This is a genomic window from Dyella sp. BiH032 (assembly GCF_031954525.1).
Classification (GTDB): Bacteria; Pseudomonadota; Gammaproteobacteria; order Xanthomonadales; family Rhodanobacteraceae; genus Dyella_D.
Map to the genome: position 1 here is coordinate 770,071 of NZ_CP134867.1, position 23,827 is coordinate 793,897.

Sequence of the window (23,827 nt, forward strand, 5' to 3'; positions counted from 1 at the left end):
GGGCGTGCCTATGCGCTCTCCGCGCGCGGTTCTTCGGCGCGTCGTCTCTGCCCGGGGCTTCAGCCTTCTCGAAGTCATCGCCGCGCTACTGCTGCTCGCCATCGCATTCACCGCGCTGATGCGCGTGGCCGGCGGTTCGATCGGCCTGACCAACAACGCGGCCGACTACACCCGCGCGGCCCTGTGGGCGCGCAGCCTGCTCGATACCGCGGACGCCGAAGGCCCACTGCGGCCTGGCCGTACCGAAGGCCAGTTCGATCGCCAATACCGCTGGCGGCTGACGGTGGCGCCGTGGCGGCCAGCCGACGTCGACCCGCAGCAGCCGGCATCGCCGCTGCAGGTGGTGAAGCTGGACCTGGACGTGTTGTGGGGGCAGGGGCGCAGCGAGCGTTCGGCGCACTTCAGCACCTTGCGCATGGCCGCGCCGCAGCCCGGACAACCGTAATGACCCAGCGGCGCCCGGCGTTTGGAGTAGGGGCGGGAGCGCAGGGGTGGCCCGTCGCCTGCGTTTCCCGGCCGAAGCATTCCGGCCGGCAGGTCGCGCGCGGCTTCAGCCTCCTCGAAGTGCTCGGCGCCCTCGCGCTCATGGCCCTATTGCTGCTCGGCATCTATTCCGGCGTGCGCACCGCGACGCGCAGCGTGCGCGCCGGCGGCGCGGCGGTGGAGCGGCTGGACCAGCTGCGCTCGACGCAGCAGTTCATGCGGCAGGAACTGGCGCAGATCCAGGCCGTGCCGCAGTCGCGCGACGCCAACGGCGACAGCATCTTTTTCGTCGGCGATGCGCAGAGCATGCGTTTCGTCGCGCCGCTGCCGGGTTATCTCGGCAAGCTGGGGCCGCAGTTGCAGGAGTGGAAGCTGGTCTCCAACGGCAAGGGCGGATCGCGCCTGGAGGTGAGCTTCGCGCTGCTTCCGCCGGACGGCAGCAAACCCAAGCCGGTGGGCGAACCCGAAGTGCTGATGGACGACGTGCGCGAAGGCCACTTCAGCTACCGCACGCCGGACACGCCCGACCAGCCGGGGACCTGGCAGCCGACTTGGCCCGACCCACGCATGCTGCCGCGGGTGGTGCGTGTGGAACTGAAGCTCGACGGCCTGCACGACTGGCCGCGCCTGGATGCGCCGTTGCGCATCGATCCCACCGCCGGCCTGGGGCAGCAGATGGACATGCTCCGCGGCCTGCGGCGCCAGCCGGTGACGCGATGAACCATCCGCGCACCCGCACGCCTTCTTCGCGCCAGCGCGGCGTCGCGCTGCTGGTGGTGCTGTGGGCCTGCACCTTGCTGGCGATCGTGCTGGGCGGCTACGCCATGCTGGCGCGCAACGAAGGGTTGCAGGCGCGCTACCAGTTCTCGCAATTGCGCGCGCACTATGCCGCGGAGGCGGGCATGACCCGCGCGATCTACGCGCTGCTCGACCCGGCGCAGGGCACGCGCTGGGTGCCGGACGGACGCGAATACCCGTTCCAGTTCGAGGACGCGAAGGTGGGCCTGCGGGTGATCGATGAGAGCGGCAAGGTCGATATCAACGCCGCCTCGCCCGACGTGCTGAAAGCGCTGTTCAAGGCTGCGGGCATGAACGATGGCCCGGCGAACGAATTGGCCACGCGGGTGGTCGAATGGCGCAGCTTCGGCCGTCCCGGGGACCTGAACAACAATGCCGCCTACGTCGCCGCCGGCCGCGATTACGGCCCTCGCCACGGACCTTTCGCGAGCCTGGAGGAACTGCAGATGGTGCTGGGCATGGAGCCGGCGCTCTATCGCAAGCTCGCCGGGCAGATCACGATCTGGTCGGGCCGCAACGCGCCCGATCCCAACTACGCGCCCGCGCTGGCCATGCAGGCGATTCCGGGCATGACGCCGGATCAGGCGAACGCGGCGTATGCCGCAAGACAGCAACCTGGCGCGAAGCCGGGCCTAGGCGCCAGTCAGGGCGTGACGCATAGTATTCGTTCGGAGGCGACGTTGCCGGATGGGACGCGCGCGGTGTTGCGCGCCACGGTGCGTCTGCAAGGGGCCAGGGCCGGAGCACAGCCCTACGCGGTGCTTCGCTGGCAGGAAGGAGACGGGGAATGAGCATGACGAGCTCGCTGCGACCGCAGCTCGAACAGGTGCGCCGCGCGTGGCGGACCTCGCCGTTGCCGCGTTTCTTCGCGTGGTGGGGCGGCGAACTCGCCGCGCTGGCGCCGCCGCGCTGGCGCGCCTGGTTCGGCGGCGGTGCCGCCTGGCACCTGCTCGAACGCGTGGACGGCACGTGGCAGCTGCGCCGCGATGGTGCCGCGGACGTTCTCGCGCAATGGAGCGACGAGCTGGACGCCGCGGCGCAGCAGGCCGCGCTCGCCGACGGGTTGCGTGGCGTGGATCGCGAGGATTTGCGCCTTGCGCTGTGCCTGCCCCCGGCGCAGGTGCTGCGCCGCCCTCTGCTGCTCCCCGCCGCCGCGCGCGACACGCTGCAGCAGGTCGGCGCTTTCGAGATGGACCGGCAGACGCCGTTCCGCGCGGAACAAGTCCGCTACGACATCCGCGAGCTGGACGTGCCCGCGCCGCCCGGCCGGCTCGCCGCCGAGCTGGTGGCGGTGCCGCGCGCTACGCTCGATCCGCTGCTGGCGCGCCTGGCTCATCTCGGGATCGCGGTGGACGCGGTCGATCTGGCCGTCGGCGCCGGCCGCACCGGCGTGAATCTGCTTCCCGCCGAGCAGGCGCCGCGCCGTACGCGGCCGCGCCAGCGGCTCAACCTCGCCCTGGCCGCGGCCAGCGTGGTCCTGGTCGTGCTGGTGCTGGGCGAATGGCTGCACAATCGCCGGGTCGCGCTCGAACAGATGCAGGCGCAGGTGGAGACCATGCGGGGCGAAGCGCAGCAGGTCGCCGGCCTGCGCCAGCAGTTGCAGGACAACGCCGGCGCCGCCGGCTTCCTGGCCGAGCGCAAGAAGAGCACCGTCTCTGCGCTCGGGGTGCTGCAGGACCTCAGCCAGCGCCTGCCCGCCACGGCGTGGCTGGAGCGCCTGAGCATCGACAACGCCGGGCAGGTCGGCTTCCAGGGGCAGAGCCCGCAGGCGGCGCGCCTGGTGGATGCGCTGAAGGATTCGACTGTCATCAGCAATCCGAATTTCCAGGGCACCATCCAGGCCGACCCGCAGACCGGCAAGGAACGCTTCTACATGGTCGCGCAACTGCGCAAGCAGACTCCCGCCAAGCCCGCCGGCACGGCGCCGGCCGCGCCGGCCACCAGCGGAGGGGGCAAATCGTGAAGCTGGCCGCGATGAAGCCGCGCGACAGCCGCATCGCCGCGCTCCTGCTCCTGCTGGTGGCGCTGGTGATCGCGTATTTCGCGCTGCTGCACTGGTGGTTCGTGTCGCCCATGCTCGACGTCAACGCGCAGATGGCGGACCTGCGCGACACGCAGTCGCGCTTCGCCGCCGCCATCGCCGAGAAGCCGCAGCTGGAGCAGCGCATCGCCGCGCTCGGCCAGGGCCAGGCGACGAACAACGCCTTCTTGCCGGAAGACGATCCCAGCGCAGCGGCGGCGGGCCTCATGCAGCGCGTGGTCGACGTGGTCGGCTCGCATCCGGAAGGCGGCAGCTGCGAAGTCAGCCAGAAAATGCCGGTGCCGAATCCGCCTGCGTCGGACAACGAGCCGTACCGCAAGGTTGCCGTCAGCATCAGCCTGCGCTGCGACATGCAGCCGCTGGCGGCGGTGATGCACGATCTGGAGCAGGGCACGCCCTATCTCTTCATCGACGACCTGACCATCTACCGCAATCCGGTGGCGGCGCAGCAGAACAACGCGCCGCCGCTGGAAGTGCAGTTCACGCTGAGCGGCTACGTGCGCCAGGCCCGTGCCGGCGCGGGCGCTCCCGCGGCGCCCGCGCCGCAGGCGTCGGAGGACAACGCATGAACGCCGCCGCGCAGCGTCGCCTCACTCCCGTGCTCGCCGGCGTGGCCGGTGCACTGGTCCTGCTGCTGCTGATGCTGTTCGCCGGCGTCGGCCGCGGCGTGCGATGGGACCCGCCGCGCCCCGCCGCGCCGCTGCCGGACCTGCGCGCCAGCGCCGCCGACCTGCCGCGGCTGCTGCCGCTGGAGCAGTTCGGCATCGTGTGGCAGCAGCCCATCTTCAGCCCGGACCGCAAGCCGATCACCCGCGCCACCAAGGGCGGCGCCAGCCTCGGCGAGATGCAACTGACCGGCATCATCCTCACGTCGAGCCTGCACATGGCTCTGCTGCACACGCGCGGCCAGGACGCCGACGTGCGCGTCGCCGAAGGCTCCGCCCTGCCGGACGGCAGCTGGAAGCTGGTGGAAGTGAAACCGCGCTCGGCCGTGTTCGAATCCGCCACCGGCCGCACCGAGCTGGAACTGCCGGCCGGCGCGCCGATCGACGCGCCGAAGGCCGACGGCCAGCCGCAGCCGCCCCAGGCCGGCGCGATGCCCGGGCCGATCAACGTGCCGGCCGGCGCCGTGCAGCGCGTGGGACAAGGGCAAGGCAATCTGCCGCGCATGGACATGAAGGCGGCCGAGAACGCGCCCGGCATCGTTCCGCAGCCCAATGACAGCAACGCGCCGCGTCCGCCGCAGGACGAGAGCGCGCTGCAGGCCGAGCGTATCCGCCAGCTCAAGGCCGCCATCCAGAAGCGTCGCGCCGAACAGCAACAGCAGCAGGCCGCGGGCAACCCTGAAGGAGCACACTGATCCATGTCCCGTCATCTCACTTCGCCGGCGTGCCGCATCGGCACCCTCGCTTTGGCCGTCTGGATGGCCGGCTGCTCCACGCTGCCGCCGCCGAAGGACGATGGCGCGCTGCAGCGTGAAGCCATGGCCGGCACGGAGAAGCCGGCGCCGCAGCCGCTCCCGCTCAACACCGGCTTCAAGGCGCCTGACGGCGCCAATGCCACGCCGCAGATCACCGAGGGCACCGGCACCTTCATCCGGCCTTCCGCGCTCGCCACGCCGCGTGCGCCGGCCACCGGCGACGGCGCGGTCACCTTCAACTTCGAGAACCAGCCCGTGCAGGCGGTGGTGAAGGCGATCCTGGGCGATCTGCTCAAGCAGAACTACACGATCGCGCCGGGCGTGCAGGGCAACATCTCGTTCGCTACGGCCGAACCGGTGGATTCCAGCCAGGCCATGCCGATCCTGGAGACGCTGCTGTCGTGGACCGGCAATGCGCTGGTCAAGCGCAACGGCGGCTACGTGGTGATGCCGGCCAAGGAAGCCGTCGCCGGCAATCTCGTGCCCAGCCTCGGCGCCGTCGCGCCGCCGGCGGGCATGCAGGCGCGCCTGTTCCCGCTGCGCTACATCTCCGCGGCGGAGATGCAGAAACTGATCAAGCCGTTCGCGCGGCCGGAGTCGATCCTGCTTGCCGATCCGTCGCGCAACCTGATCGTGCTGGCCGGCTCGCCGCAGGAGCTGGCCAACTACCAGCGCACCGTCAGCACGTTCGACGTGGACTGGCTGCGCGGCATGTCCGTGGGCGTATTCAACCTGCAGCGCGCCAGCGTCGGCGAACTGATGCCCAAGCTCGATGGCATGTTCGGCCCGAAGGGCGACACGCCGCTGGCCGGCATGCTGCGCTTCATCCCCATCGAGCGCACCAACGCACTGGTAGTGATCAGCACGCAGCCTGCGTATCTGCAGGAAGTCGGCCAGTGGATCGAGAAGATCGATCGCGGCGGCGGCAACGAGCCGCAGTTGTTCGTGTACGACGTGCGCAACATCAAGGCTTCCGACCTCGCCCAGTACCTGGCGCAGATCTATGCCAGCGGCGGCGGTGGCGGCAACTCCGGCGGCCGCGTCGGGCCGGGCCTCAATGCCGGCACCACGGGCAACACCGACAACGCCTTCGGCTCGGCCAGCGGCATGGGCAGCACCGCCGGCAGCTTCGGCAGCAGCACCACCGGCGGGCTGGGCAACAGCGGCGGCCTCAACGGTGGGCTGAACAGCGGCATCAACAGCGGCATCAACTCCGGCGCCGGCTTCAACAACGGCACCGACAGCAAGAACAGCGGTTTCGGTGGCCCCGGCACGTCGATCGGCAGCACCTTCGGCTCGCAGCAGAACAGCAGCGGCGGTTCGCAGGCCCCGCAGCAGTACACCTCCGAAGACGGCAGCGTGCGCATCAGCTCGGTGGACGCGAACAACCAGTTGCTGGTGCGCGCGCGTCCCTCGCAGTGGGCGGAAATCGAGTCGGCCATCAAGCGCTTGGACAACACGCCGCTGCAAGTGCAGATCGAGACGCGCATCCTGGAGGTGAAACTCACCGGCGCGTTCCAGTTCGGCGTGCAGTGGTACCTGGAAGGCCTGATCGGCGGCACCAACAACGGCGACGGCACCTATACGCCGGGCCAGCCGGGCAACCAGCAGCAATGGGGCCTGGGCCAGGGCGGCACCCGCTACAACCCCGGCACCAGCACCTCGGCGGGCGACGCGTTCTTCTACTCCTTCGTCAACCACAATTTGCAGGTGGCGGTGCGCGCGCTGGAGCAGAACGGCAATACCAAGACGCTGTCCGCGCCGTCGCTGGTGGTGCTCAACAACCAGGTCGCGCAGATCCAGGTGGGCGACCAGGTGCCGATCAACCAGACCAGCGTGAATCCCGGCGTGGGCACGGCGGTGTACAACCAGGTCAACTACCTCAATACCGGCGTGATCCTCAACGTGCAGCCGCGCGTGAATCCGGGTGGCCTGGTGTATCTCAACGTGCAGCAGCAGGTGAGTTCGCCGACCTATCCCAACGGCGCTGCCAATCCGACCATCTCGCAGCGTTCGATGGGCACGCAGGTCGCGGTGCAGAGCGGGCAGACGGTGCTGCTGGGCGGCCTGATCCAGCAGCAGGACAACACCACCGATACCGGCATCCCGGGACTGAACCGCATTCCGGTGCTGGGGCGCCTGTTCGGCTCGACCAACCGCAACCGCGACCGTACCGAGCTGGTCGTGCTGATCACGCCGAAGGTGATCGGCAGCGCCGAAGAAGCCAAGCAGATCACCGACGAGTACCAGCAGAAGTTCGAATCGCTGGCGCCGCTGCGGCAGGGACAGGACAAGGTACCGGCGGCGGCGACCTATCCGACGAAGTAAGGCCGCGCCATGCCCTCTCCCGAAGGGGAGGGGGCCGGAGCGAGGGGCCGGCGGGAGCGCGGCCCCGTTATCATCCCGGCGATGACTTCCGCCGCACCCGCCTTCCCGATCACCCCGCTGCTGCCCGAGATCCGCGCTTCGCTCGCGGCGCATCCGCGTCTCGTGCTCGAAGCGCCGCCCGGAGCTGGCAAGACCACCCAGGTGCCGCTCGCGCTGCTGGGTGAAACCTGGCTCGGGAGCGGCAAGGTGCTGATGCTGGAACCGCGCCGCATCGCGGCGCGCGCGGCGGCACAGTTCATGGCGCGGCAGCTCGGCGAGGAGGTTGGCCAGACGGTCGGCTATCGCATCCGGTTCGAATCGAAGGTGAGCGCGGCCACGCGCATCGAAGTGGTGACCGAGGGCATCCTCACCCGCCTCATCCAGGACGACCCCGAGCTGAGCGGCGTGGGCGCCGTCCTGTTCGACGAATTCCATGAACGCCATCTGGCGGGCGATCTCGGCGCGGCGTTCGCGCTGGACGTGCAGGCCACGCTGCGGCCGGAGCTGCGCCTGGTAGTGATGTCGGCCACGCTGGACGGCGAGCGCATCGCGCAGTGGCTCGATGCGCCGCGGCTGAGCAGCCCGGGCCGCAGTTTTCCGGTGCGCGTGGACTATCCGCCGCCGCGCGCACAGGAAAGCATGGAGCATCACCTCGCCCGCGTGGCCCGGCTGGCGTTAGACGAGAACGACGGCGACGTGCTGGCCTTCCTGCCGGGGCGGCGCGAGATCGCCCGCACCGAAGCGGTGCTGGCGCAGTCGCTGGGGCGCGATGACATCGAGGTAGTCGCGCTGCACGGCGAGCTCTCGATGGCCGAGCAGCAGGCGGCGCTGAGTCCGGCCGAGCCCGGCACGCGACGCATCGTGCTGGCCACCAACGTGGCCGAGTCCAGCGTCACCTTGCCGGGCATCCGCGCCGTGGTGGACAGCGGACTGGCGCGCGAGCCGCGCTTCGATCCGAACTCGGGCTTCACGCGGCTGGAGACGGTGACGATCTCGCAGGCGTCGGCCGATCAGCGCGCCGGCCGCGCGGGACGCGTTGCCGAAGGTACCGCGTACCGCCTATGGCCGCAGAGCAAACGGCTGGAACCTTCGCGCGTCGCCGAGATCGCGCAGGCCGAGCTGTCCGGCCTCGCCCTCGAGCTGGCCGCCTGGGGCATCACGGCCGAGAGCGGCAGCCTGCCGTGGCTGGATCCACCCCCGGCTGGCGCATTGGCACAGGCGCGTGAGCTGCTGGCGTCGCTCGGCGCGCTGGACGCCGGCGGACGCATCACGGCGCTGGGCCGCCGGATGCTGGAACTGGGCGCCACGCCGCGACTCGGTGCCGCCGCGCTGCGGGCGCCGGCCGAACGGCATGCGCTGGTCGCCGATCTGCTGGCGCTGATGGAGGCGCGCTCGCCGCTGCGCGGCGAGCAGGCACGCAGCGACGATTTCCGCGCGCGCGTCGATGCCTTGCACGCATGGCGCGATCGCCGCACGGCCGGTGCGCGCGGCGGTGCCGACACTGGCGCGCTGGCGGCGATCGAACAGGCCAGCAAGGGCTGGCGTAGGCGCCTGGACGTGCGCACCGCCGCTAGCGGCGTGCCGGACAGCCACGCGGTGGGCGACCTGCTGCTGCATGCGTTTCCCGACCGCGTGGCGCGCCGCGACGACAACAATCCTCTGCGCTACACCCTGGCCAACGGCCGCGGCGCGCGCCTGCACGAGAACACCGCGCTGCTCGGCGAGCCCTGGCTGGTCGCGCTGGACCTGCGCTACGAAACACGCGACAGCCTGATCCTCGCCGGCGCACCGCTCGACCCGCGCGTGCTGGAGCGCGACTTTCCCACCCAGTTCCGCCGCGAACGCAGCTTGCGCTGGAACGACGAACGCAACGCAGTCGAGGCCTTCGAGGAACAGCGCTACGCCGGCATCGTGCTGTCCCGGCGCAGCGTCCCCGTGCAGCCGGAAGATGCGCTGCCGGCCTTGCTCGCCGCGATCCGCGCCAAGGGCCTCGACGCGCTGCCGTGGAGCGAGAACGCACGCCGCCTGCGCGCGCGCATGCAGGCGGTGCGCGCATGGATGCCGGAACTGGGCCTGCCGGACGTGGGCGACCAGGCGTTGCTCGATTCGTTGGAGTCGTGGCTGGCGCCGTACCTCGAGGGTAAGCGTCGCTTCGATGCGTTGAACGCCGAGGAACTCTCGCAGGCGCTCGCCAGCCTGTTCGACTACGAGCAGCGCCGTGCACTGGACGCTCACGCGCCGGAAAGCGTAGTCGTCCCCAGCGGCATGACCCGCCGCCTCGAATACGCCGCCGGCGAGCCACCCGTACTGGCGGTGAAGCTGCAGGAACTGTTCGGCCTCGCCGACACGCCACGCGTCGGCAACGGACGCATCCCCGTGACCTTGCACCTGTTGTCGCCCGCGGGGCGGCCGATCCAGGTCACGCAGGACCTGAAGGGGTTCTGGGAGCGCACGTATCCGGAGGTGAAGAAGGAATTGAAAGGCCGCTATCCCAGACATCCCTGGCCGGACGATCCGTGGGGCGCGATGCCGACGCATCGGGCGAAGCCGCGGGGAACGTGATGGGTTCTTTCTGGGTTATGAAGTCGCGGTGGTGGTTGGTTTTTCGTCGTTTGCACTAAGGTTGCGTTTGCGCGACCTGGCCGCTTATGCAGCGGGCATGTCGGGTGCTCGTCGGTGTGCGGGGCTGCTCTTCGTCGTTCGCACTAAGGTTGCGTTTGCGCGATCTGGCCGCTTATGCAGCGGGCATGTCGGACGCCTGCCGGCGCCCGAGTTACTTTCTCTTTGCTGGCCCAAAGAGAAAGTAACCAAAGAGAAATGGCCTCAAGTCAAAAGCTCGCGGCGGGGGATGGCAGAGCACGGTGTGTTTTCTTACTTTGCTGGACCGCGCGACTCGAAGGGACACTGAGGTGCGTGACGGGGACGTCGAGGCGCCGAAGCGAAGAGGACGGAGAGCGGTGCGTCGGCTCGTAGTGTTCTGGCGATAGCACGGCACTTCTCCCTCTCCCCTCCGGGGAGAGGGCGGGGTGAGGGGACCTACGGAGCGGGGATTTTGTTCGTTCCTCATGCCTATTGTTCGTTGCTCAGAGAGCTCAGCTTCTGCCACGCCTTCGCACTTCCTCTCGCAGCAAGCCGCGCGTACATATTTTTGCTTCGACTTTTAAAGCCACTTCGGCTCTAGCGACGTTCCCGCGAGCACCCGCCCCTCATCCCGCCTTCTCCCCGGAGGGGAGAAGGAGAAGTGCGGTACCGCGGCAAGCAGCCAACGACCAAGCAAGAGCGAGCGAAGCGACGCTCCGTATCGCTCTTGATCTCCTGGGTTCCCTTCGCGGCGGTGAGGGCTGGACGATCAGGCCGCCGCAGGCGGGCGGGGACAGGACGTCTCCGCCTTTTCGATCAGGGCAGGGATGCCCTGTCGAAAAGCCCGGCCAGCCCTCAACGCACCCGGAGCAGCATAGGCTGTGGAGGGCGCCGCGCAGGGGGCCCTCTCTTTTTGGTTACTTCTTCTCGAGGTCCCCCTTGAGGGGATTGGGCAAGCAAAGAAGAAGTAACTCGCTCTCCGGCAGGAGAGCGAAACCCTCGCCCCGCGAGGGGCGAGACACCACTGGCGACCACGTCGCGACATTCGAGCGATATCGCCCCTGGGTTCCGGCCTGCGCCGGAATGACAAAGATGAGAGCGGGGCAACCACATAGCCTCTCTGCGCCATCGCGTCGCCCACCTACGTGGAAATCACGGAGGCAAAGGAAATCGCCCCGTTCGGCAGCGCAAAGAACCCGCCCACCAGGCGGAAAGAAAAAATCAGCCCGCCGGCGGCACCAACGGCCGCCCACTCTCCAACACCGCAAACGCCGCCGCGCCCAGCAACCCCGTCTCCGGGTGTGTCATCGCAATGGTCGGCACCTGCTCCATCGTCTCCTTGAAGCGACCCTTCGCCTCGAAACGCTCGCGGAAACCACCGTGCTGCAGCCAAGGCAGCAGGATCGGCAGCACGCCGCCGGTGAGGAACACGCCGTCCCAGCCGCCCAGGCTCAGCACCAGGTCGCCCGCCACGCTGCCGAAGATGCCGGCCAGCGTTTCCACCGTGCGTACGCACAGCGGGTCGGCGTTCGCGTTCGCGCGGTTGGTGATGTCCTCGGGGGTGTATTCCTCGGCCTTGAGGCCTTCGATGTCGGCCAGGGCGAGATAGAGATTCACCAGGCCGTTGCCGCAGATCATGCGCTCGTTGGAGACGCGGCCGAAGCGCGCATTGAGGCGATGCAGGATCTCGACGTCCTCGGCCGTATGCGCGGCGAAGCCGGCGTGGCCGCCCTCGGTCTCCAGCACCGTCCAGCGGCCGTCGCGCAGCAGCAAACCGGCGACGCCCAGGCCGGTGCCGGGGCCCACCACCACGAAGGTCTGCGCGTGGTGCGCGCCGATCTTCGGCGGACGCGGCTTGCCCACCGGCGTGAGCTGTTCCTGCGCCAGCAGCGGCACGGCCATGCCTTGCGCGGCGAAATCGTTGATCAGGCGGACCGATTCGAACTTCAGGTCGGCAGCCAGGCCATGCGCGGAGACCTGCCAGGGATTGTTGGTGACCTTCACCGTCTCGCCGTCCACGATGCGGCCGGCGGCGGCGATCACCGCGCGCGACGCCGACAGCCCGCTGTCGGCGAAGTACTGGCGGATGGTGTCGGCCATGGACGGGAAGTCCTTGACCCGGTACCTCCGCACGCTGTCCAGCAGCAACGGGTTGGGCAGGGCCGGGTCGGCCAGGGCGAAGCGGACATTGGTGCCGCCGAGGTCGGCGAGCAGGGTCTTGGCGCTGGAGGTCGAGCTCATGAACGGTCCTGGCAACGGGTCACGCAAGCCTGACGGGTGCGGCCTCAGTCGTCCAGCACCGCCCCGTTGCTCTCGATGACCTTGGAATAGAGTTTCGCCGTCGCCTTGGGCGTGCGCTTCTGCGTGGCGAAATCCACATGGTACAGGCCAAAGCGCTTGGAGAAACCCAGGGACCACTCGAGATTGTCCATGAGCGACCAGGCGTAGTAGCCCCGCACGTTCACGCCGGCGTCGATGGCCTTGCGCACGGCCCTCAGATGCTTGCGCAAGTAGCTGACGCGCAGGGGGTCTTCCAGCATGTCGCCCTCGGCCACCGGCGGATCGTAGAAGGCGGATCCGTTCTCGGTGATGTACAGCGGGATGTCGCCGTAGCGGTCCTTGAACCAGGTGAGCGTGTCGGTCAGGCCCTGCTCGAACACTTCCCAGCCGGTCTCGGTGTAGGTCTTGCCGGGCTGGCGCACCGGCGAAGCCTGCAGGGGGTACTGATTCGGATCGTTCTTCACCACCGCGCGGGTGTAGTAGTTGATGCCGACGAAGTCGACGGTCTGCTTGGTCAACTTGAAATCGTCTTCCGGGAAATCCGGCCACGCATCGCCGAAGATGTCCTTCAGCTCGGGCGGGTAGCTGCCGAGAAGGGCCGGGTCGGCGAACTGCTCGTTCATGTAGGCCTGCGCGCGGCGGGTGGCGGCCAGGTCCTCGGGGCTCTGCGAGTACGGGTACTTCGGCTCGATGTTGAACACCACGCCGATCTCGTGCTTGCCGTGCGCGCGGTAGGCCTGGATGCCGGCGCCGCTGGCACGCATCAGGTTGTGTGCGGCGATCGGCGCCTCGTACTTGCTGCGGTGGCCCGGGGCCAGCGCGCCGTGCAGGTAGCCGCCGTCGGTGACCACCCACGGCTCGTTGAGGGTGGCCCAGCGCTGCACGCGGCCGTCCAGCGCCTTGAACATCACTTCGGCGTACTCGGCGAACCAATGTGCGCTGTCGCGGTTGAGCCAGCCGCCGCGATCGTCCAGCGCCGCGGGCAGGTCCCAGTGGAACAGCGTGGCGTTCGGCGCGATGCCGTTGTCCAGCAGCTCGTCGACCAGGCGCTTGTAGAAATCCAAGCCCTTCTCGTTCACCCGGCCGGTGCCCTCCGGCAGCACGCGCGCCCAGGCGATGGAGAAGCGGTAGCCCTGCAGGCCCAGCGCCTTCATCAGCTGCACGTCGTCCTTGTAGCGGCGGTAGTGGTCGCAGGCCACGTCGCCGGTGTCGCCGCCGACCATCATCCCGGGCGTGTGCGCGAAGCGCTCCCAGATGCTGGGGCCGGCGCCGTCGGCCAGCGGGGAGCCCTCGATCTGGTAGGCAGAGGTGGCGGCGCCCCACAGGAAGCCTTCGGGAAAGCGGTAGCTACGGGTCATGGATGAGATCTCGGATGCCGCATCGCGGCTTGATGTAAACGTTTACATTGGAGAATATCCGAATGTTTCCCGCTTGTGCAGCCCGCCCAGGCGCATTCATGGCCAGCCCCGGGGCTGGCCGGCATTCCGCCCGTATGGTTCGATCCGCCGGGCCCGAGGAGAGAAGCACTTCATGGCCAAGGTCCGCCTGGACAAGCTGCGCAAGGTCTACCCGAACGGCCACGTCGGCGTGGCCGACGCCAGTTTCGAGATCGCCGACGGCGAGCTGCTGGTGCTGGTCGGCCCGTCCGGCTGCGGCAAGACCACCTTGCTGCGCATGATCGCGGGGCTGGAGTCGATCAGCGACGGCACGCTGACCATCGGCGAGCGCGTCGTGAACGAGGTCGCGCCGAAGGATCGCGACATCGCCATGGTGTTCCAGAACTACGCGCTGTACCCGCACATGACAGTGGCCGAGAACCTCGGCTTCGGCCTCAAGCTGCGCGGGCAGCCCAAGGCGGAGATCGACCGCCGCGTGGCAGAGGCCGCCAGGATGCTGGAGCTGGAACAGCGCCTGGACGCGCGTCCGGCGGCGCTCTCCGGCGGCCAGCGCCAGCGCGTGGCGCTGGGCCGCGCGCTGGTGCGCGATCCGAAGGTATTCCTGCTGGACGAACCGCTTTCCAACCTGGATGCGAAGCTGCGCCTGTCGATGCGGGTGGAGATCGCGCGGATCCACCAGCGCCTGAAGGCGACCATGGTCTACGTCACCCACGACCAGATCGAGGCGATGACGCTGGGCCAGCGCATCGTGGTGCTCAATGGCGGCGTGATCCAGCAGATCGATACGCCGATGAACCTCTACGACCGGCCGGCCAATCTCTTCGTCGCCGGCTTCCTCGGCAGCCCGGCCATGAACCTGCTGCGCGGCATGCTGCAGCGCGACGGCGGATGGAAGCTCGCCATGCCGCAGGGCGAGCTCGACCTGGGCGAGCTGCCGCAGGCCGGCGCGCTCGAAGGCTGGGCCGGGCGCGAGGTGGTCGTCGGCCTGCGCCCCGAAGACCTTCTCCCGCGGGCGTCGGCGGACGGCGCCGTGCTCAGCGCGCAACTGGAAGTGGTCGAGCCGGTCGGCAACGAAGTCTTCCTCAATCTGCGCCATGCCGACCTCGCGCTGGTGGCGCGCACGCCGCCGCGCGACCTGCCGGCGCCGGGCAGCACGCTGCACTTCGGCTTCGCGCCCGAGCGGCTGCATTTCTTCGACGCGCAGGCCGGCACTCGGATCGCCGCCTGAGCGCGGGCGCGACAAAGTGACCGGGCTGCCGGCGCGCGGCCGGCGCGGCGCTAAAATGCGCGCTTCCGCCCCGCGAGAGTCCGCCATGAGCTTCCCCGCCATCCGCATGCGCCGCATGCGCCGCGACGCCTTCTCCCGCGCGTTGATGCGCGAGCACACCCTGCTGCCGAGCGACCTGATCATGGTCGCCTTCGTGATCGAGGCCGAAGGCCAGCGCGAGCCGGTGCCGTCGATGCCCGGCGTGGATCGCGTGTCGGTCGACGAACTGCTGAAGCTCGCCGGCGAATGCGTGCGCCTGGGCATTCCGGCGCTGGCGCTGTTCCCCTCGCCGGGGCAGGACGCCAAGAGCGAGGACGCGCGCGAGGCGTGGAATCCCGATGGCCTGATGCAGCGCGCGACGCGGGCGCTGAAGGCGAAGTATCCGCAGCTCGGCCTGATCGGCGACGTCGCGCTGGACCCGTACACCACGCACGGCCAGGACGGCCTGATCGATGCGAACGGCTACGTGATGAACGAGCCCACCGTCGAGGCCCTCATCAAGATGTCGCTGGCACAGGCCGAGGCCGGCATGGATTTCGTCGCGCCGTCGGACATGATGGACGGCCGCATCGGCGCCATCCGCGAGGCGCTGGAGGAAGCCGGCTACATCCACACCCGCATCCTGGCCTACTCGGCCAAGTACGCCTCGTCGTTCTATGGCCCGTTCCGTGACGCGGTGGGCTCGGCCGCCAACCTCGGCAAGGGCGACAAGCACACGTACCAGATGGACGTGGGCAACAGCGACGAAGCGTTGCGCGAAGTGGAGCTCGATATCGCCGAAGGCGCGGACGCGGTGATGGTCAAGCCGGGCATGCCGTATCTCGACGTGCTGCGCCGGGTGAAGGACGCGTTCGGCATGCCGACCTTCGTGTACCAGGTGAGCGGCGAGTACGCGATGTTGAAGGCCGCCTCGATGAACGGCTGGCTCAACGAAAAAGCCGTGGTGCTGGAGTCGCTCACCGCGTTCAAGCGCGCGGGCGCGGACGCGATCCTCACCTATTACGCGATCGACGCCGCACGCTGGCTCCGCGACGAGTGAGCCTTCCTTTCGCATCCTCTCCCCTGCGGGAGAGGGCGCGGTGAGAGTACCTACGAAGCGGTAAGACAGGAGCCTTTAAAGCGGCTCCCTCTCCCCTGCGGGGAGAGGGTTGGGGTGAGGGGGCCTACGAAGCGGTGAGACGGTAGCGTTAAAGTGTGCCTCACGTCGTAGAGCTTCCTGCGCGAGCACCCGCCCTTCATCCACCGCTGCGGGCACTTTCTCTCCAAAGGCGGAGGAACGCCCTAGACGTACTGCGCTACGCCATTCCCGAACGACCAGTTCTCTTTCGCCGTCTCCAGCAGATTGATGAGGAGATTCTCCGGCCGCAGTCCCGGCTTCTCCGCCAGCAGCTCGGCCACCCGCCGGTAGAACGCTTGTTTCTTCTCGGTCGTGCGCGTGTTGTTGCACGCGATCTGCACGATCACCAGATCGTCGTCGCGTGCGATGCCCAGGTAATTCGCGTCGTAGTCGAATTCCTCGGCTTCGTGCTGGCTTACCAGGATGAAGCGGTCGTTTTCCGGCACGTCGAAGGCCTCGAGCATGGCGCGGTAGATGCCGTCGCGCAGTGCGGCGATGTAGGCGGGCGACTTGCCGCGGCGAAGGGCGATGCGGACCAGGGGCATGGGGACATCCTCAAGCGGTGGCGGGAACGGAAAGGGTGTGGCGCGGGAGGGAGACGTGGCCTACCTGATACAGCTGGCGCCCTTCGCGCGCCAGCTCGGGGCGCAGTTCGCCCCACAGGCGCAGGCGCACCAAGGTCCAGACGGTCGGCTCGAAGGCACTGACGGCGGCGAGTGCGCCGTCGGCGAGGTCGGCGCGCGTGCGCTCCGCTTCGCGCTCGCGCAGTTCGTCCAGGTCGGCATAGGGCGCGATCGGCGCCACGTCGCACGAGGCGCAAACCGCCTGCGCGGCATCCGGCGAAACGTCGCCCTGCCACACCGACCAGGTGCGTACCTCGGGCCAGCCGAACGCCTGGGTGACTCCGGCGAAGCCGCTGCTGCCGAGGAAGGCGTTCATGCCCTCGGCGTCGTCCCACAGGTAGAACGGCGCGTACAGGTTGTGCCGCGTGGGCAGACGGGCCGCGCGGCGGTCGGCGTAGAGGTAGGCCTTGAAGCGCAGGCGCGGGAAATGGTCCAGCAGGTGGCCTTTGTCGGTGATGCGACGGCGGATGATCGCCATGTCGTAATCCGCCGGCAGCGTGATGCTGTATTGCATGGCGAGCATGGTCAGTCCTCCAGCCCGCGCAGCGCCGCCACGGCCGAGGCCGCGGCGGGCCAGCCCGCATAGAAAGCCAGGTGGGTGATCGACTCGGCCAGTTCGTCGCGGGCCAGGCCGTTGTCGCGCGCGCGGCGCAGATGGAAGGGGAGCTGCTCCGTGCGGTGCAGCGCGACCAGGGCGGCCACGGTGACCAGGCTGCGTTCGCGCGGTGACAACGCCCCGCGCTGCCAGACATCGCCGAACAGCACCTCGTCGGTGAGCTGGGCGAGTTTCGGTGCGACGTCGCCGAAGGCGGCACGGCCGGGTGCGATGGGTTCGGGCATGGCGGGGCTCCGCGGGTTGACGCGGACCAACGTAGCGCGACAATGGCGTCCCGAAAATCGGGAAATTCAAAACATTCTGTCCACTAAATCGGGACGATCCCCATGCGACGGGTGAACTTCGACCTCGACGTGTTGCGCAGTTTCACGCTGGGCGTGGAGCTGGGCAGCTTCGCCAGGGCGGCCGACCGGCTGGGCCGTTCCACGTCGGCAGTGAGCGCGCAGTTGAAGAAGCTGGAGGAACAGGCCGGCACGGCGATCCTGCGCCGCCAGGGGCGCGGCATGGCGCTCACCGACGCCGGCGAGACCATGCTCGCCTATGCGCGCCGCCTGCTCGAACTCAACGACGAGGCCGCCGCGGCGCTGCAGGGGGCGGAGCTGGAAGGCTGGATCCGCCTCGGGCTGCAGGAGGACTTCGGCGAGGCGGTCCTGTCCGAGGTACTCGGCCGCTTCGCGCGCGCGCATCCCCGGGTGCGCATCGAGGCCCGCATCGCGCGCAACGCAGAGCTGCTGGAGCGCGTCGCCGGCGGCCGCCTGGACCTCGCGCTGGCCTGGGACGCTGGCACGTCGACACCGCATGCCGAACGCCTCGGCGAGATCCCGATGCGCTGGATCGGCCCGGCCGCCGGTGAACTCGGCTGGTCGCCGCACGAGGGCGAGCCCCTGCCGCTGGTGTCGCTCGACGCGCCGTGCCTGATGCGCAGCGCAGCGACGGCGGCGCTGGACCGTGCCGGCATCCCCTGGCGCATCGCTTTCACCAGCGCGAGCCTCGCCGGTATCTGGGCGGCGGTCGCGGCCGGCCTGGGCGTGGCCCTGCGCACGGGCGTGGGTTTGCCGGCTTCGGTGCGCGCGCTCGCGCCGGACGAGGCGGGCCTGCCGCGCATGTCGTCGCTCGGCCTGTGCCTGCATCGCGCGGAAGCGGAGCCGGCGCCGGCCATCGCGCGGCTGGAGACGATCCTGCGCCAGCGCCTGGACGGTCTGTCGGTCTTCGCTTGATCGCCGCGCGCGGCAACACATTTCCGGTCGTCCGCGCGTTCGCCGTATCGCGCCGCGTGGAATAATCACCGTCACCCCTTCCGTTGCCGGGCGAGCTCGTGGAAAGCCATTCCTTCCTCAACACCGCGCTGGTGTTCCTGCTGGCGACGGTCATCGCCGTGCCGCTGACCAAGCGTTTCCGCCTCGGCGCGGTACTCGGCTTCCTCATCGCCGGAGTGGTGATCGGCCCGCAAGTGCTCGGCCTGGTGGGCGACACGGAAGGCGTCTCCACCATTTCCGAGTTCGGCGTGGTGCTGATGCTGTTCGTGATCGGTCTGGAACTGTCGCCGCAACGCTTGTGGGTGATGCGCCGCGCGGTGTTCGGCGCGGGCCTGCTGCAGGTGACCTCGTGCAGCCTGGTGATCGGCATGGCCTGCTATTACCTGTTCGGCCTCACTGCGAACGCCTCGGCCATCGTCGGCGCCAGCCTGGCGTTGTCGTCCACCGCGTTCGGCCTGCAGATCCTGGCCGAACGCAAGGAGGCCGGCTCGGCCTATGGCCGCATCACCTTCGCCGTATTGCTGTTCCAGGACCTGGCCGCCATCCCGCTGATCGCAGCCGTGCCGCTGCTGGCGAGCAGCGCGTCGCCGCACGGCGTGGACCTGCAGGCCAGCTTGCGCACGGTGGGCGCGATCGTGGTCGTGGTGGTCGGCGGTCGCTATCTGTTGCGCCCGGTCTTCCGTTTCGTCGCGCGCGCGAACGCGCAAGAAGTCTCCACCGCGACCGCGCTGCTGGTGGTGCTGGGCACGGCATGGCTGATGGAGGAGGTGGGCGTGTCCTCCACGCTCGGCGCCTTCCTCGCCGGCGTGCTGCTGGCCGATTCGGAATACCGCCACGAACTCGAGTCGCATATCGAGCCGTTCAAGGGCCTGCTGCTGGGCTTGTTCTTCGTCAGCGTCGGCATGTCGATGGACCTGTCGCTGCTGCTGCACCAGCCGCTGCTGGTGCTCGGCCTCACATTGGCCGTGCTCGCGGTGAAGGCCGGGCTGCTGTGGCCGCTGGGCCGCATCGTCGGCTCGCTCAACCGCGCGGACACGCTGCGCATGGTGGTGTTGCTGGCCTGCGGCGGCGAATTCGCCTTCGTGGTGCTCAAGCAGGCCGGCGAGCAGCGCCTCATTACCGACACGCAGCAGGGGCTGATCGTCCTGGCCATCACCCTGTCGATGGCGATGACGCCGCTGGCCGTGGCGATCGTGGCCAAGGCCATCGACGTGAAGGCCAAGAAGCCCGACCGCGAGTACGACACCATCGAGACCGCGCCGCCGCGCGTGATCATCGCCGGCTTTGGACGCGTGGGGCAGATCGTCGGCCGCGTGCTGCGCGCGCAGCGCATTCCGTTCGTGGCGCTGGAGTCTTCCGTGGAGCAGATGGACACGCTGCGCCGCTTCAACAACACCTCGCTGTTCTTCGGCGATCCGGCCCGGCCGGACCTGCTGCGCGCGGCCCAGGCCGACCAGGCCGAGGTGTTCGTGCTCGCCACGGACGATCCGGAGGCCAACCTGCGCATCGCGCGGCTGGTGCGCCGGCAGTATCCGCATCTGAAGATCATCGCCCGCGCGCGCAACCGCCAGCACGTGTACCGGCTGATGGACCTGGGCGTGGAGGAGCCGGTGCGCGAGACGTTCTATTCCAGCCTCAAGATGACCCGCAAGACGCTCGAGGCGCTGGGCCTGTCGAGCGAACTCGCGACCGACCGCGTGGAACGCTTCCGGCAGCACGACATGAAGCTGCTGAAGGCGCAGTACCTGGTCTACGACGACGAGACGCGGCTGGTGCAGACCTCGAAGGAAGCGCTCAACGATCTGATGCATCTGTTCGATGCGGACGACGACCCGGTGGCGCGCCAGGAGCGGGAACAGGCGAAGGTCGAGCCGCTGCAGGACCCGACCTGATCAGACAAACGTCCTCTCCCTCGGGGAGAGGGCCTGCGTGAGGGCGGACCTACGGAGCGCGGAAGATCAGCAGGTCGCGATGAGCTGCTGAATGACCCTGTCGCCCAAGCCTTTCGAACACGCGAATGACCGGTGTTCGCTTCGGTTCACCCCAGTCAGCCGTTCGTACCGACCTTATTCCGCAGGCTGCGCCGGTTGGCGCAAGGTCTGCCGCACACTCGGCATCACCGTCCCCGCGCGCGCCGCCAGCTCATGCGCGATATCGACCAGGCCGAGCTGGCGCGCGACGTCCGCGGGCGTGCGGCCGAACGCGTCGGCCGCGCTGCGGTCGGCGCCGCGCGCGAGCAGCACGCGCGCCGGCGGCAGGAGCGCATGCATGGCACAGGCGTGCAGCGCGGTGACGCCGCGCTGGTCGGCGTGCTCGATGCGCGCGCCCGCATCCAGCAGCACCGGCACCAGCGCCCCGATGTGGGTGGCGTCGCAGGGGCTGCCCGGGCGCACGTGCGCACCCAGCAGCAACTGCAGCGGCGCCATGCCGTCCTTGTCGGCGCGGTTCACGTCGGCGCCGCGCTTGAGCAGCACGTCGAACAGGCGCCGCGCGCGCAGGCTGTCGTTGTGCTCGAAGCCGAACTGGGCGGCGGCATGCAGCGCGCTATGGCCGCGCGCGTCCACCGCGTGAATGTCCGCGCCGCCGTCGAGCAGCTGTTCGGCCATGTCCGAATGACCCATCGCTGCGGCCACCATCAACGCGGTCGCTTCGCCGGGCAGCCGCTGGTCGACGTCCACACCGTGCTCCAGCAGCAGCGCCACCGCCGTATCACGGCGGCCCGCCACCGCGGCGGCGAGCGCCGTCATGCCGTTGGCGGCGGTCAGGGAGGTATCCGCGCCGGCGTCGAGCAGGCGCGCCGCCACGTCGCGATGGCCCATGCCGCAGGCGTGCAGGAGCGCGGTCGCGCCCTGGCGGTCCCGGGTGTTCACCGGCAAGCCGAGTTCGAGCATGCGCTCCACCGCGGCCACGGCACCGGCCGCGGCGGCGGCGGGGAGGTCGTCGGCACGCAGGGCGCGGCGTGGGCGTGTCCACTCGCCCCAATCCAGCCAGCGTTCGATCTGCGGATGATCGAACGCCAGGCCCAGCGGCGTTTCGCCGTTGGCGTCGGTCGCTTCAGCGTCGGCGCCGTGCGCCACCAATACGCGCACCAGCGGCAGCGCCTTCTCGCCGTGTTCGACCGCGGCGAACAGTGGCGTGCGTCCCTGGGTGTCGCGCGTATTGGGATCGCAGCCGCGCGCGAGCAGCGCCTGCAGCACGCGCAGTTGTCCTTGCGCAGCGGCCACGTGCACCGGGGTGCGTTCGCGCGCCTCCGTGCCGAACGGATCGGCGCCACGCTCCAGCAGGTCCACGGCCAGCGTCGAGGCCGCGGCGCTGTCGTCCAGCCGCTGCAACGCCTGGGCGAACAGGCCCGCACCGGCGGGGCTGGCGCCGGCCGCGAGCAGGTCCTCGATCGCCTCGGCGGAGGCCGGCAGCTGCGGCAGCAGCGCATCGAACAGGCGGCGGCCCAGCGGGGGCAGTGCGGGTTCGCGGTCTTCGGCGACCTCTGCGTCGTCCACCAGCTGCGGCTGCAGGCGCGCTTCGGGTGACAGGGCGTGTTCCAGCAGCCAGCGCCGCGCGGCTGCGAGGCCGGGGCCGGCCAGGTCGAGATAGAGCTGCGCCAGCTGCGACTGCGGCCATTCCTTCACCCGCTGGGTGAAGGTGGACACGATGGCCCAGTGACCGAAGCGCAGCGCATCGAGCAGATGAGCCGGCGTATCCGCGCCTTCGGCCAGGGCTTCGTCGAAACGCAGGTTGGTGGGCAGCGGCGTGTCCGGGTCCAGCAGCGCGACCAGGTCCCAGCGACCCGCGGCGGCGGCGTGGTCCAGCGCGCTGCGGCCGTCGGCGCCCGGCGTCCGGGGCTCCGCGCCCAGCGCGAGCAGGGCGCGGATAGTCTCCGCGTGCGCCTGCGGCGACTGGCAGGCGAGCGTGAGCGCGTCGCGGCCGTGCACGTCGCGCACGCGTGCGTCGGGCTGCGCCTCCGCCAGCAGCTGCACGATGCCGACCTTGCCGGCACGCGCGGCTTCCATCAGCGCGGTGCGGCCGTGGCGGTCGGCAAGCGTGACGTCGGCGCCGGCCTGGCGCAGCACGCGGCAGATCTGTTCGTGACCTTCCGACGCGGCCTCCATCAGGGCGCTGCGGTGGCGCGAGTCCACCGCGTTCGCCGCGGCGCGGTGCTTGAGCAGCAGGCGTACGCCTTCCGGATCGTCCTCGGCGATACCCGCGGCGGCGACGAGGGCCGGCTCGCCGTCGGGCGGCGTGGGCTTGGCGCCGTGTTCCAGCAGGAACTTCACCAGCGGCCAGTTCGCCGCGCGGCACGCGGTGGCAAGCGGGCTCACCCGTGCGCGGTTGAGCGCATTCGGCGGCGCGCCGGCATCGAGCAGCATGGCGGCGACGATCGGCTCCTCGCTCAGCACCGCGCCGTGCAGCGCGGTGTTGCCTTCGGTGTCGACGGCGAGCGGGCTGGCGCCATTGGCCAGCAGCGTCATCACCGCATCGGGACGGCCGTGCCAGCTGTCGCGCGTGGCGGCCAGCAGTGGCGTGAGGCCGCCGCTGGCGCGATTCACATCGGCGCCCTTGGCGATCAGGGCGCGGAGCAGGCGGGTGTCCGGCAGCAGCGCGGCGAGCATCAGTACCGGGCGCTGGTCGCGGTCGCCGGGCGGCGGCGCGGTGTTCGGGTCGGCGCCGGCCTCGATCAGGGCCAGCGCGCGTTCGATGTCGCCATCGCGCGTCGCCGCGAGCAAGGCCTGCGCCTGCTCGGGCGTGCCGGCGGTGCGCTCCTGCTCGTTGAGCACGGGCGCCGGCTTCGGCTTCGGCGCGGCGGCGGGCTCGGGCCGCGACGGCGCGGCCTGGCGGGGGCGCCGGCTTTCGCACAGCAGCGCGCGCAGCGTGCGGTTGGCGATCACCAGGCAGCACAGCGGCAGCAGCACTACGCCATAGATCGCCAGCGCGGTGATGCGCAGCTCCGACGGCAGTACGCCGTAGAGTCCGGCCAGCGCGATCGCCGCGAAGGCCAGCACCAGCAGCGCCAGCGCGGCGGGCAGGAAATGCGTAAAGAAGCGCTCCTCGCGCGACAGGTGGCGGCCGAAGGCGATGCTGCGCGCCGTGGCGGTGAAGATCCACGAGCCTTCGTTGTGCGGCCCCTGGCCTTGTTGGGGCGGGTAGGCATCGTCCCACACGTAGACGAGGCCGAACGCCGGCCACATCCGCCACAACGCCGCCAGCGCGACGACCAGTGCGCCGGCAAGCAGCAGGGCCGCGCCCAGGTTGTGCGCCTGGTTGAGGCGCAGCATCGGCCACGCGACCAGCAGGAACACCAGCACCACGTAGCCGGTGAACATCACCAGATGCGCTGCGCCGCGGCGCAGCACCGTGCGCAGGAAACGCGGTTCTGGATCGAAGCCGATCGCGTGGCACACCGCCGCCATGGTCAGCGCATTGGCCAGCAGCAGGGGAATCAGCGAAAGCGGGCTGGCGCTGAGAGCCGCGACGGCGACGGCCAGGAGGCCGGGCACGAACCAGAGCAGGCCCTGCAGGAAAGGCGGCGGGCGGCGCGTTTTGGAATAGGACATGGGCAGGGAGTATAGGAATCGTTAGAACGGCAG

18 protein-coding genes are annotated in these 23,827 nt (G+C 69.7%); 12 read left to right on the forward strand and 6 right to left on the reverse strand.

What is annotated here, in order from left to right; genetic code table 11:
* Positions 1–10 precede the first annotated feature (10 nt).
* The 8 genes from RKE25_RS03375 (at position 11) to hrpB (ending at position 9,671) form a co-directional block, all read left to right on the forward strand.
* Positions 11–445, forward strand: coding sequence for a prepilin-type N-terminal cleavage/methylation domain-containing protein (locus RKE25_RS03375; protein WP_311842320.1), 435 nt, complete (start codon positions 11–13; stop codon positions 443–445).
* On the forward strand, positions 445–1,203 hold the full coding sequence (locus tag RKE25_RS03380; protein ID WP_311840854.1) for a prepilin-type N-terminal cleavage/methylation domain-containing protein: 759 nt from the start codon (positions 445–447) through the stop codon (positions 1,201–1,203). Before RKE25_RS03375 ends, RKE25_RS03380 begins: the two co-directional genes overlap by 1 nt.
* The gene (locus RKE25_RS03385) at positions 1,200–2,072 is read left to right on the forward strand and encodes a type II secretion system protein GspK (protein ID WP_311840855.1); all 873 of its coding nucleotides are present in this window, start codon (positions 1,200–1,202) and stop codon (positions 2,070–2,072) included. Before RKE25_RS03380 ends, RKE25_RS03385 begins: the two co-directional genes overlap by 4 nt.
* On the forward strand, positions 2,069–3,244 hold the full coding sequence (locus RKE25_RS03390) for a PilN domain-containing protein (RefSeq protein WP_311840856.1): 1,176 nt from the start codon (positions 2,069–2,071) through the stop codon (positions 3,242–3,244). Before RKE25_RS03385 ends, RKE25_RS03390 begins: the two co-directional genes overlap by 4 nt.
* Positions 3,241–3,891, forward strand: a complete 651-nt coding sequence (gene gspM / locus RKE25_RS03395; RefSeq protein ID WP_311840857.1) for a type II secretion system protein GspM — start codon at positions 3,241–3,243, stop codon at positions 3,889–3,891. The genes RKE25_RS03390 and gspM overlap by 4 nt, the downstream gene beginning before the upstream one ends.
* Complete coding sequence (locus tag RKE25_RS03400) at positions 3,888–4,682, forward strand: hypothetical protein (RefSeq protein ID WP_311840858.1); 795 nt, start codon at positions 3,888–3,890, stop codon at positions 4,680–4,682. The genes gspM and RKE25_RS03400 overlap by 4 nt, the downstream gene beginning before the upstream one ends.
* A gap of 3 nt (positions 4,683–4,685) precedes the next feature.
* Positions 4,686–7,070: a type II secretion system secretin GspD gene (gene gspD, locus RKE25_RS03405; protein WP_311840859.1), complete on the forward strand. Its 2,385-nt coding sequence runs from the start codon at positions 4,686–4,688 to the stop codon at positions 7,068–7,070.
* An 81-nt stretch (positions 7,071–7,151) separates the two neighbouring features.
* The gene (hrpB, locus tag RKE25_RS03410) at positions 7,152–9,671 is read left to right on the forward strand and encodes an ATP-dependent helicase HrpB (RefSeq protein ID WP_311840860.1); all 2,520 of its coding nucleotides are present in this window, start codon (positions 7,152–7,154) and stop codon (positions 9,669–9,671) included.
* 1,239 nt (positions 9,672–10,910) lie between these two features.
* On the opposite strand, the gene glk is transcribed toward hrpB, so the two are convergent.
* Together glk and RKE25_RS03420 are read right to left on the reverse strand one after the other, a co-directional pair.
* Complete coding sequence (gene glk, locus RKE25_RS03415; protein ID WP_311840861.1) at positions 10,911–11,930, reverse strand: glucokinase; 1,020 nt, start codon at positions 11,928–11,930, stop codon at positions 10,911–10,913.
* A 44-nt stretch (positions 11,931–11,974) separates the two neighbouring features.
* On the reverse strand, positions 11,975–13,327 hold the full coding sequence (locus RKE25_RS03420) for a GH1 family beta-glucosidase (RefSeq protein ID WP_311840862.1): 1,353 nt from the start codon (positions 13,325–13,327) through the stop codon (positions 11,975–11,977).
* A 172-nt stretch (positions 13,328–13,499) separates the two neighbouring features.
* Here RKE25_RS03420 and ugpC point away from each other — a divergent pair, with 172 nt between their 5' ends.
* The gene (gene ugpC / locus RKE25_RS03425) at positions 13,500–14,594 is read left to right on the forward strand and encodes a sn-glycerol-3-phosphate ABC transporter ATP-binding protein UgpC (protein ID WP_311840863.1); all 1,095 of its coding nucleotides are present in this window, start codon (positions 13,500–13,502) and stop codon (positions 14,592–14,594) included.
* An 85-nt stretch (positions 14,595–14,679) separates the two neighbouring features.
* Positions 14,680–15,672: a porphobilinogen synthase gene (gene hemB / locus RKE25_RS03430; protein ID WP_311840864.1), complete on the forward strand. Its 993-nt coding sequence runs from the start codon at positions 14,680–14,682 to the stop codon at positions 15,670–15,672.
* Positions 15,673–15,914: 242 nt separating this feature from the next.
* On the opposite strand, the gene RKE25_RS03435 is transcribed toward hemB, so the two are convergent.
* Genes RKE25_RS03435 through RKE25_RS03445 form a run of 3 tightly spaced genes read right to left on the reverse strand, consistent with a single transcriptional unit; the run spans position 15,915 to position 17,213 of the window.
* A complete protein-coding gene (locus RKE25_RS03435) occupies positions 15,915–16,295 on the reverse strand; it encodes a tautomerase family protein (RefSeq protein WP_311840865.1) in 381 nt (126 codons plus the stop codon).
* Between the two features lie 10 nt (positions 16,296–16,305).
* Complete coding sequence (locus RKE25_RS03440; protein WP_311840866.1) at positions 16,306–16,896, reverse strand: DUF4865 family protein; 591 nt, start codon at positions 16,894–16,896, stop codon at positions 16,306–16,308.
* 2 nt (positions 16,897–16,898) lie between these two features.
* Positions 16,899–17,213, reverse strand: a complete 315-nt coding sequence (locus tag RKE25_RS03445; RefSeq protein ID WP_311840867.1) for a carboxymuconolactone decarboxylase family protein — start codon at positions 17,211–17,213, stop codon at positions 16,899–16,901.
* Between the two features lie 102 nt (positions 17,214–17,315).
* On the opposite strand from RKE25_RS03445, the gene RKE25_RS03450 reads away from it, so the two are divergent.
* Both RKE25_RS03450 and RKE25_RS03455 read left to right on the forward strand, forming a co-directional pair.
* Positions 17,316–18,206: a LysR substrate-binding domain-containing protein gene (locus tag RKE25_RS03450; protein ID WP_311840868.1), complete on the forward strand. Its 891-nt coding sequence runs from the start codon at positions 17,316–17,318 to the stop codon at positions 18,204–18,206.
* 98 nt (positions 18,207–18,304) lie between these two features.
* Positions 18,305–20,137, forward strand: coding sequence for a monovalent cation:proton antiporter-2 (CPA2) family protein (locus tag RKE25_RS03455; RefSeq protein ID WP_311840869.1), 1,833 nt, complete (start codon positions 18,305–18,307; stop codon positions 20,135–20,137).
* Between the two features lie 174 nt (positions 20,138–20,311).
* Here RKE25_RS03455 and RKE25_RS03460 read toward each other — a convergent pair whose 3' ends face one another.
* Positions 20,312–23,794: an ankyrin repeat domain-containing protein gene (locus RKE25_RS03460; RefSeq protein ID WP_311840870.1), complete on the reverse strand. Its 3,483-nt coding sequence runs from the start codon at positions 23,792–23,794 to the stop codon at positions 20,312–20,314.
* Positions 23,795–23,827: the final 33 nt, after the last annotated feature.

Bases quoted from the DNA above. Each gene is read 5' to 3' on its own strand.
- RKE25_RS03375 (WP_311842320.1), top strand. From the start codon at position 11: ATGCGCTCTCCGCGCGCGGTTCTTCGGCGCGTCGTCTCTGCCCGGGGC.
- RKE25_RS03380 (WP_311840854.1), top strand. From the start codon at position 445: ATGACCCAGCGGCGCCCGGCGTTTGGAGTAGGGGCGGGAGCGCAGGGG.
- RKE25_RS03385 (WP_311840855.1), top strand. From the start codon at position 1,200: ATGAACCATCCGCGCACCCGCACGCCTTCTTCGCGCCAGCGCGGCGTC.
- RKE25_RS03390 (WP_311840856.1), top strand. From the start codon at position 2,069: ATGAGCATGACGAGCTCGCTGCGACCGCAGCTCGAACAGGTGCGCCGC.
- RKE25_RS03400 (WP_311840858.1), top strand. From the start codon at position 3,888: ATGAACGCCGCCGCGCAGCGTCGCCTCACTCCCGTGCTCGCCGGCGTG.
- gspD (WP_311840859.1), top strand. From the start codon at position 4,686: ATGTCCCGTCATCTCACTTCGCCGGCGTGCCGCATCGGCACCCTCGCT.
- hrpB (WP_311840860.1), top strand. From the start codon at position 7,152: ATGACTTCCGCCGCACCCGCCTTCCCGATCACCCCGCTGCTGCCCGAG.
- glk (WP_311840861.1), bottom strand. From the start codon at position 11,930: ATGAGCTCGACCTCCAGCGCCAAGACCCTGCTCGCCGACCTCGGCGGC.
- RKE25_RS03420 (WP_311840862.1), bottom strand. From the start codon at position 13,327: ATGACCCGTAGCTACCGCTTTCCCGAAGGCTTCCTGTGGGGCGCCGCC.
- ugpC (WP_311840863.1), top strand. From the start codon at position 13,500: ATGGCCAAGGTCCGCCTGGACAAGCTGCGCAAGGTCTACCCGAACGGC.
- hemB (WP_311840864.1), top strand. From the start codon at position 14,680: ATGAGCTTCCCCGCCATCCGCATGCGCCGCATGCGCCGCGACGCCTTC.
- RKE25_RS03435 (WP_311840865.1), bottom strand. From the start codon at position 16,295: ATGCCCCTGGTCCGCATCGCCCTTCGCCGCGGCAAGTCGCCCGCCTAC.
- RKE25_RS03440 (WP_311840866.1), bottom strand. From the start codon at position 16,896: ATGCTCGCCATGCAATACAGCATCACGCTGCCGGCGGATTACGACATG.
- RKE25_RS03445 (WP_311840867.1), bottom strand. From the start codon at position 17,213: ATGCCCGAACCCATCGCACCCGGCCGTGCCGCCTTCGGCGACGTCGCA.
- RKE25_RS03450 (WP_311840868.1), top strand. From the start codon at position 17,316: ATGCGACGGGTGAACTTCGACCTCGACGTGTTGCGCAGTTTCACGCTG.
- RKE25_RS03460 (WP_311840870.1), bottom strand. From the start codon at position 23,794: ATGTCCTATTCCAAAACGCGCCGCCCGCCGCCTTTCCTGCAGGGCCTG.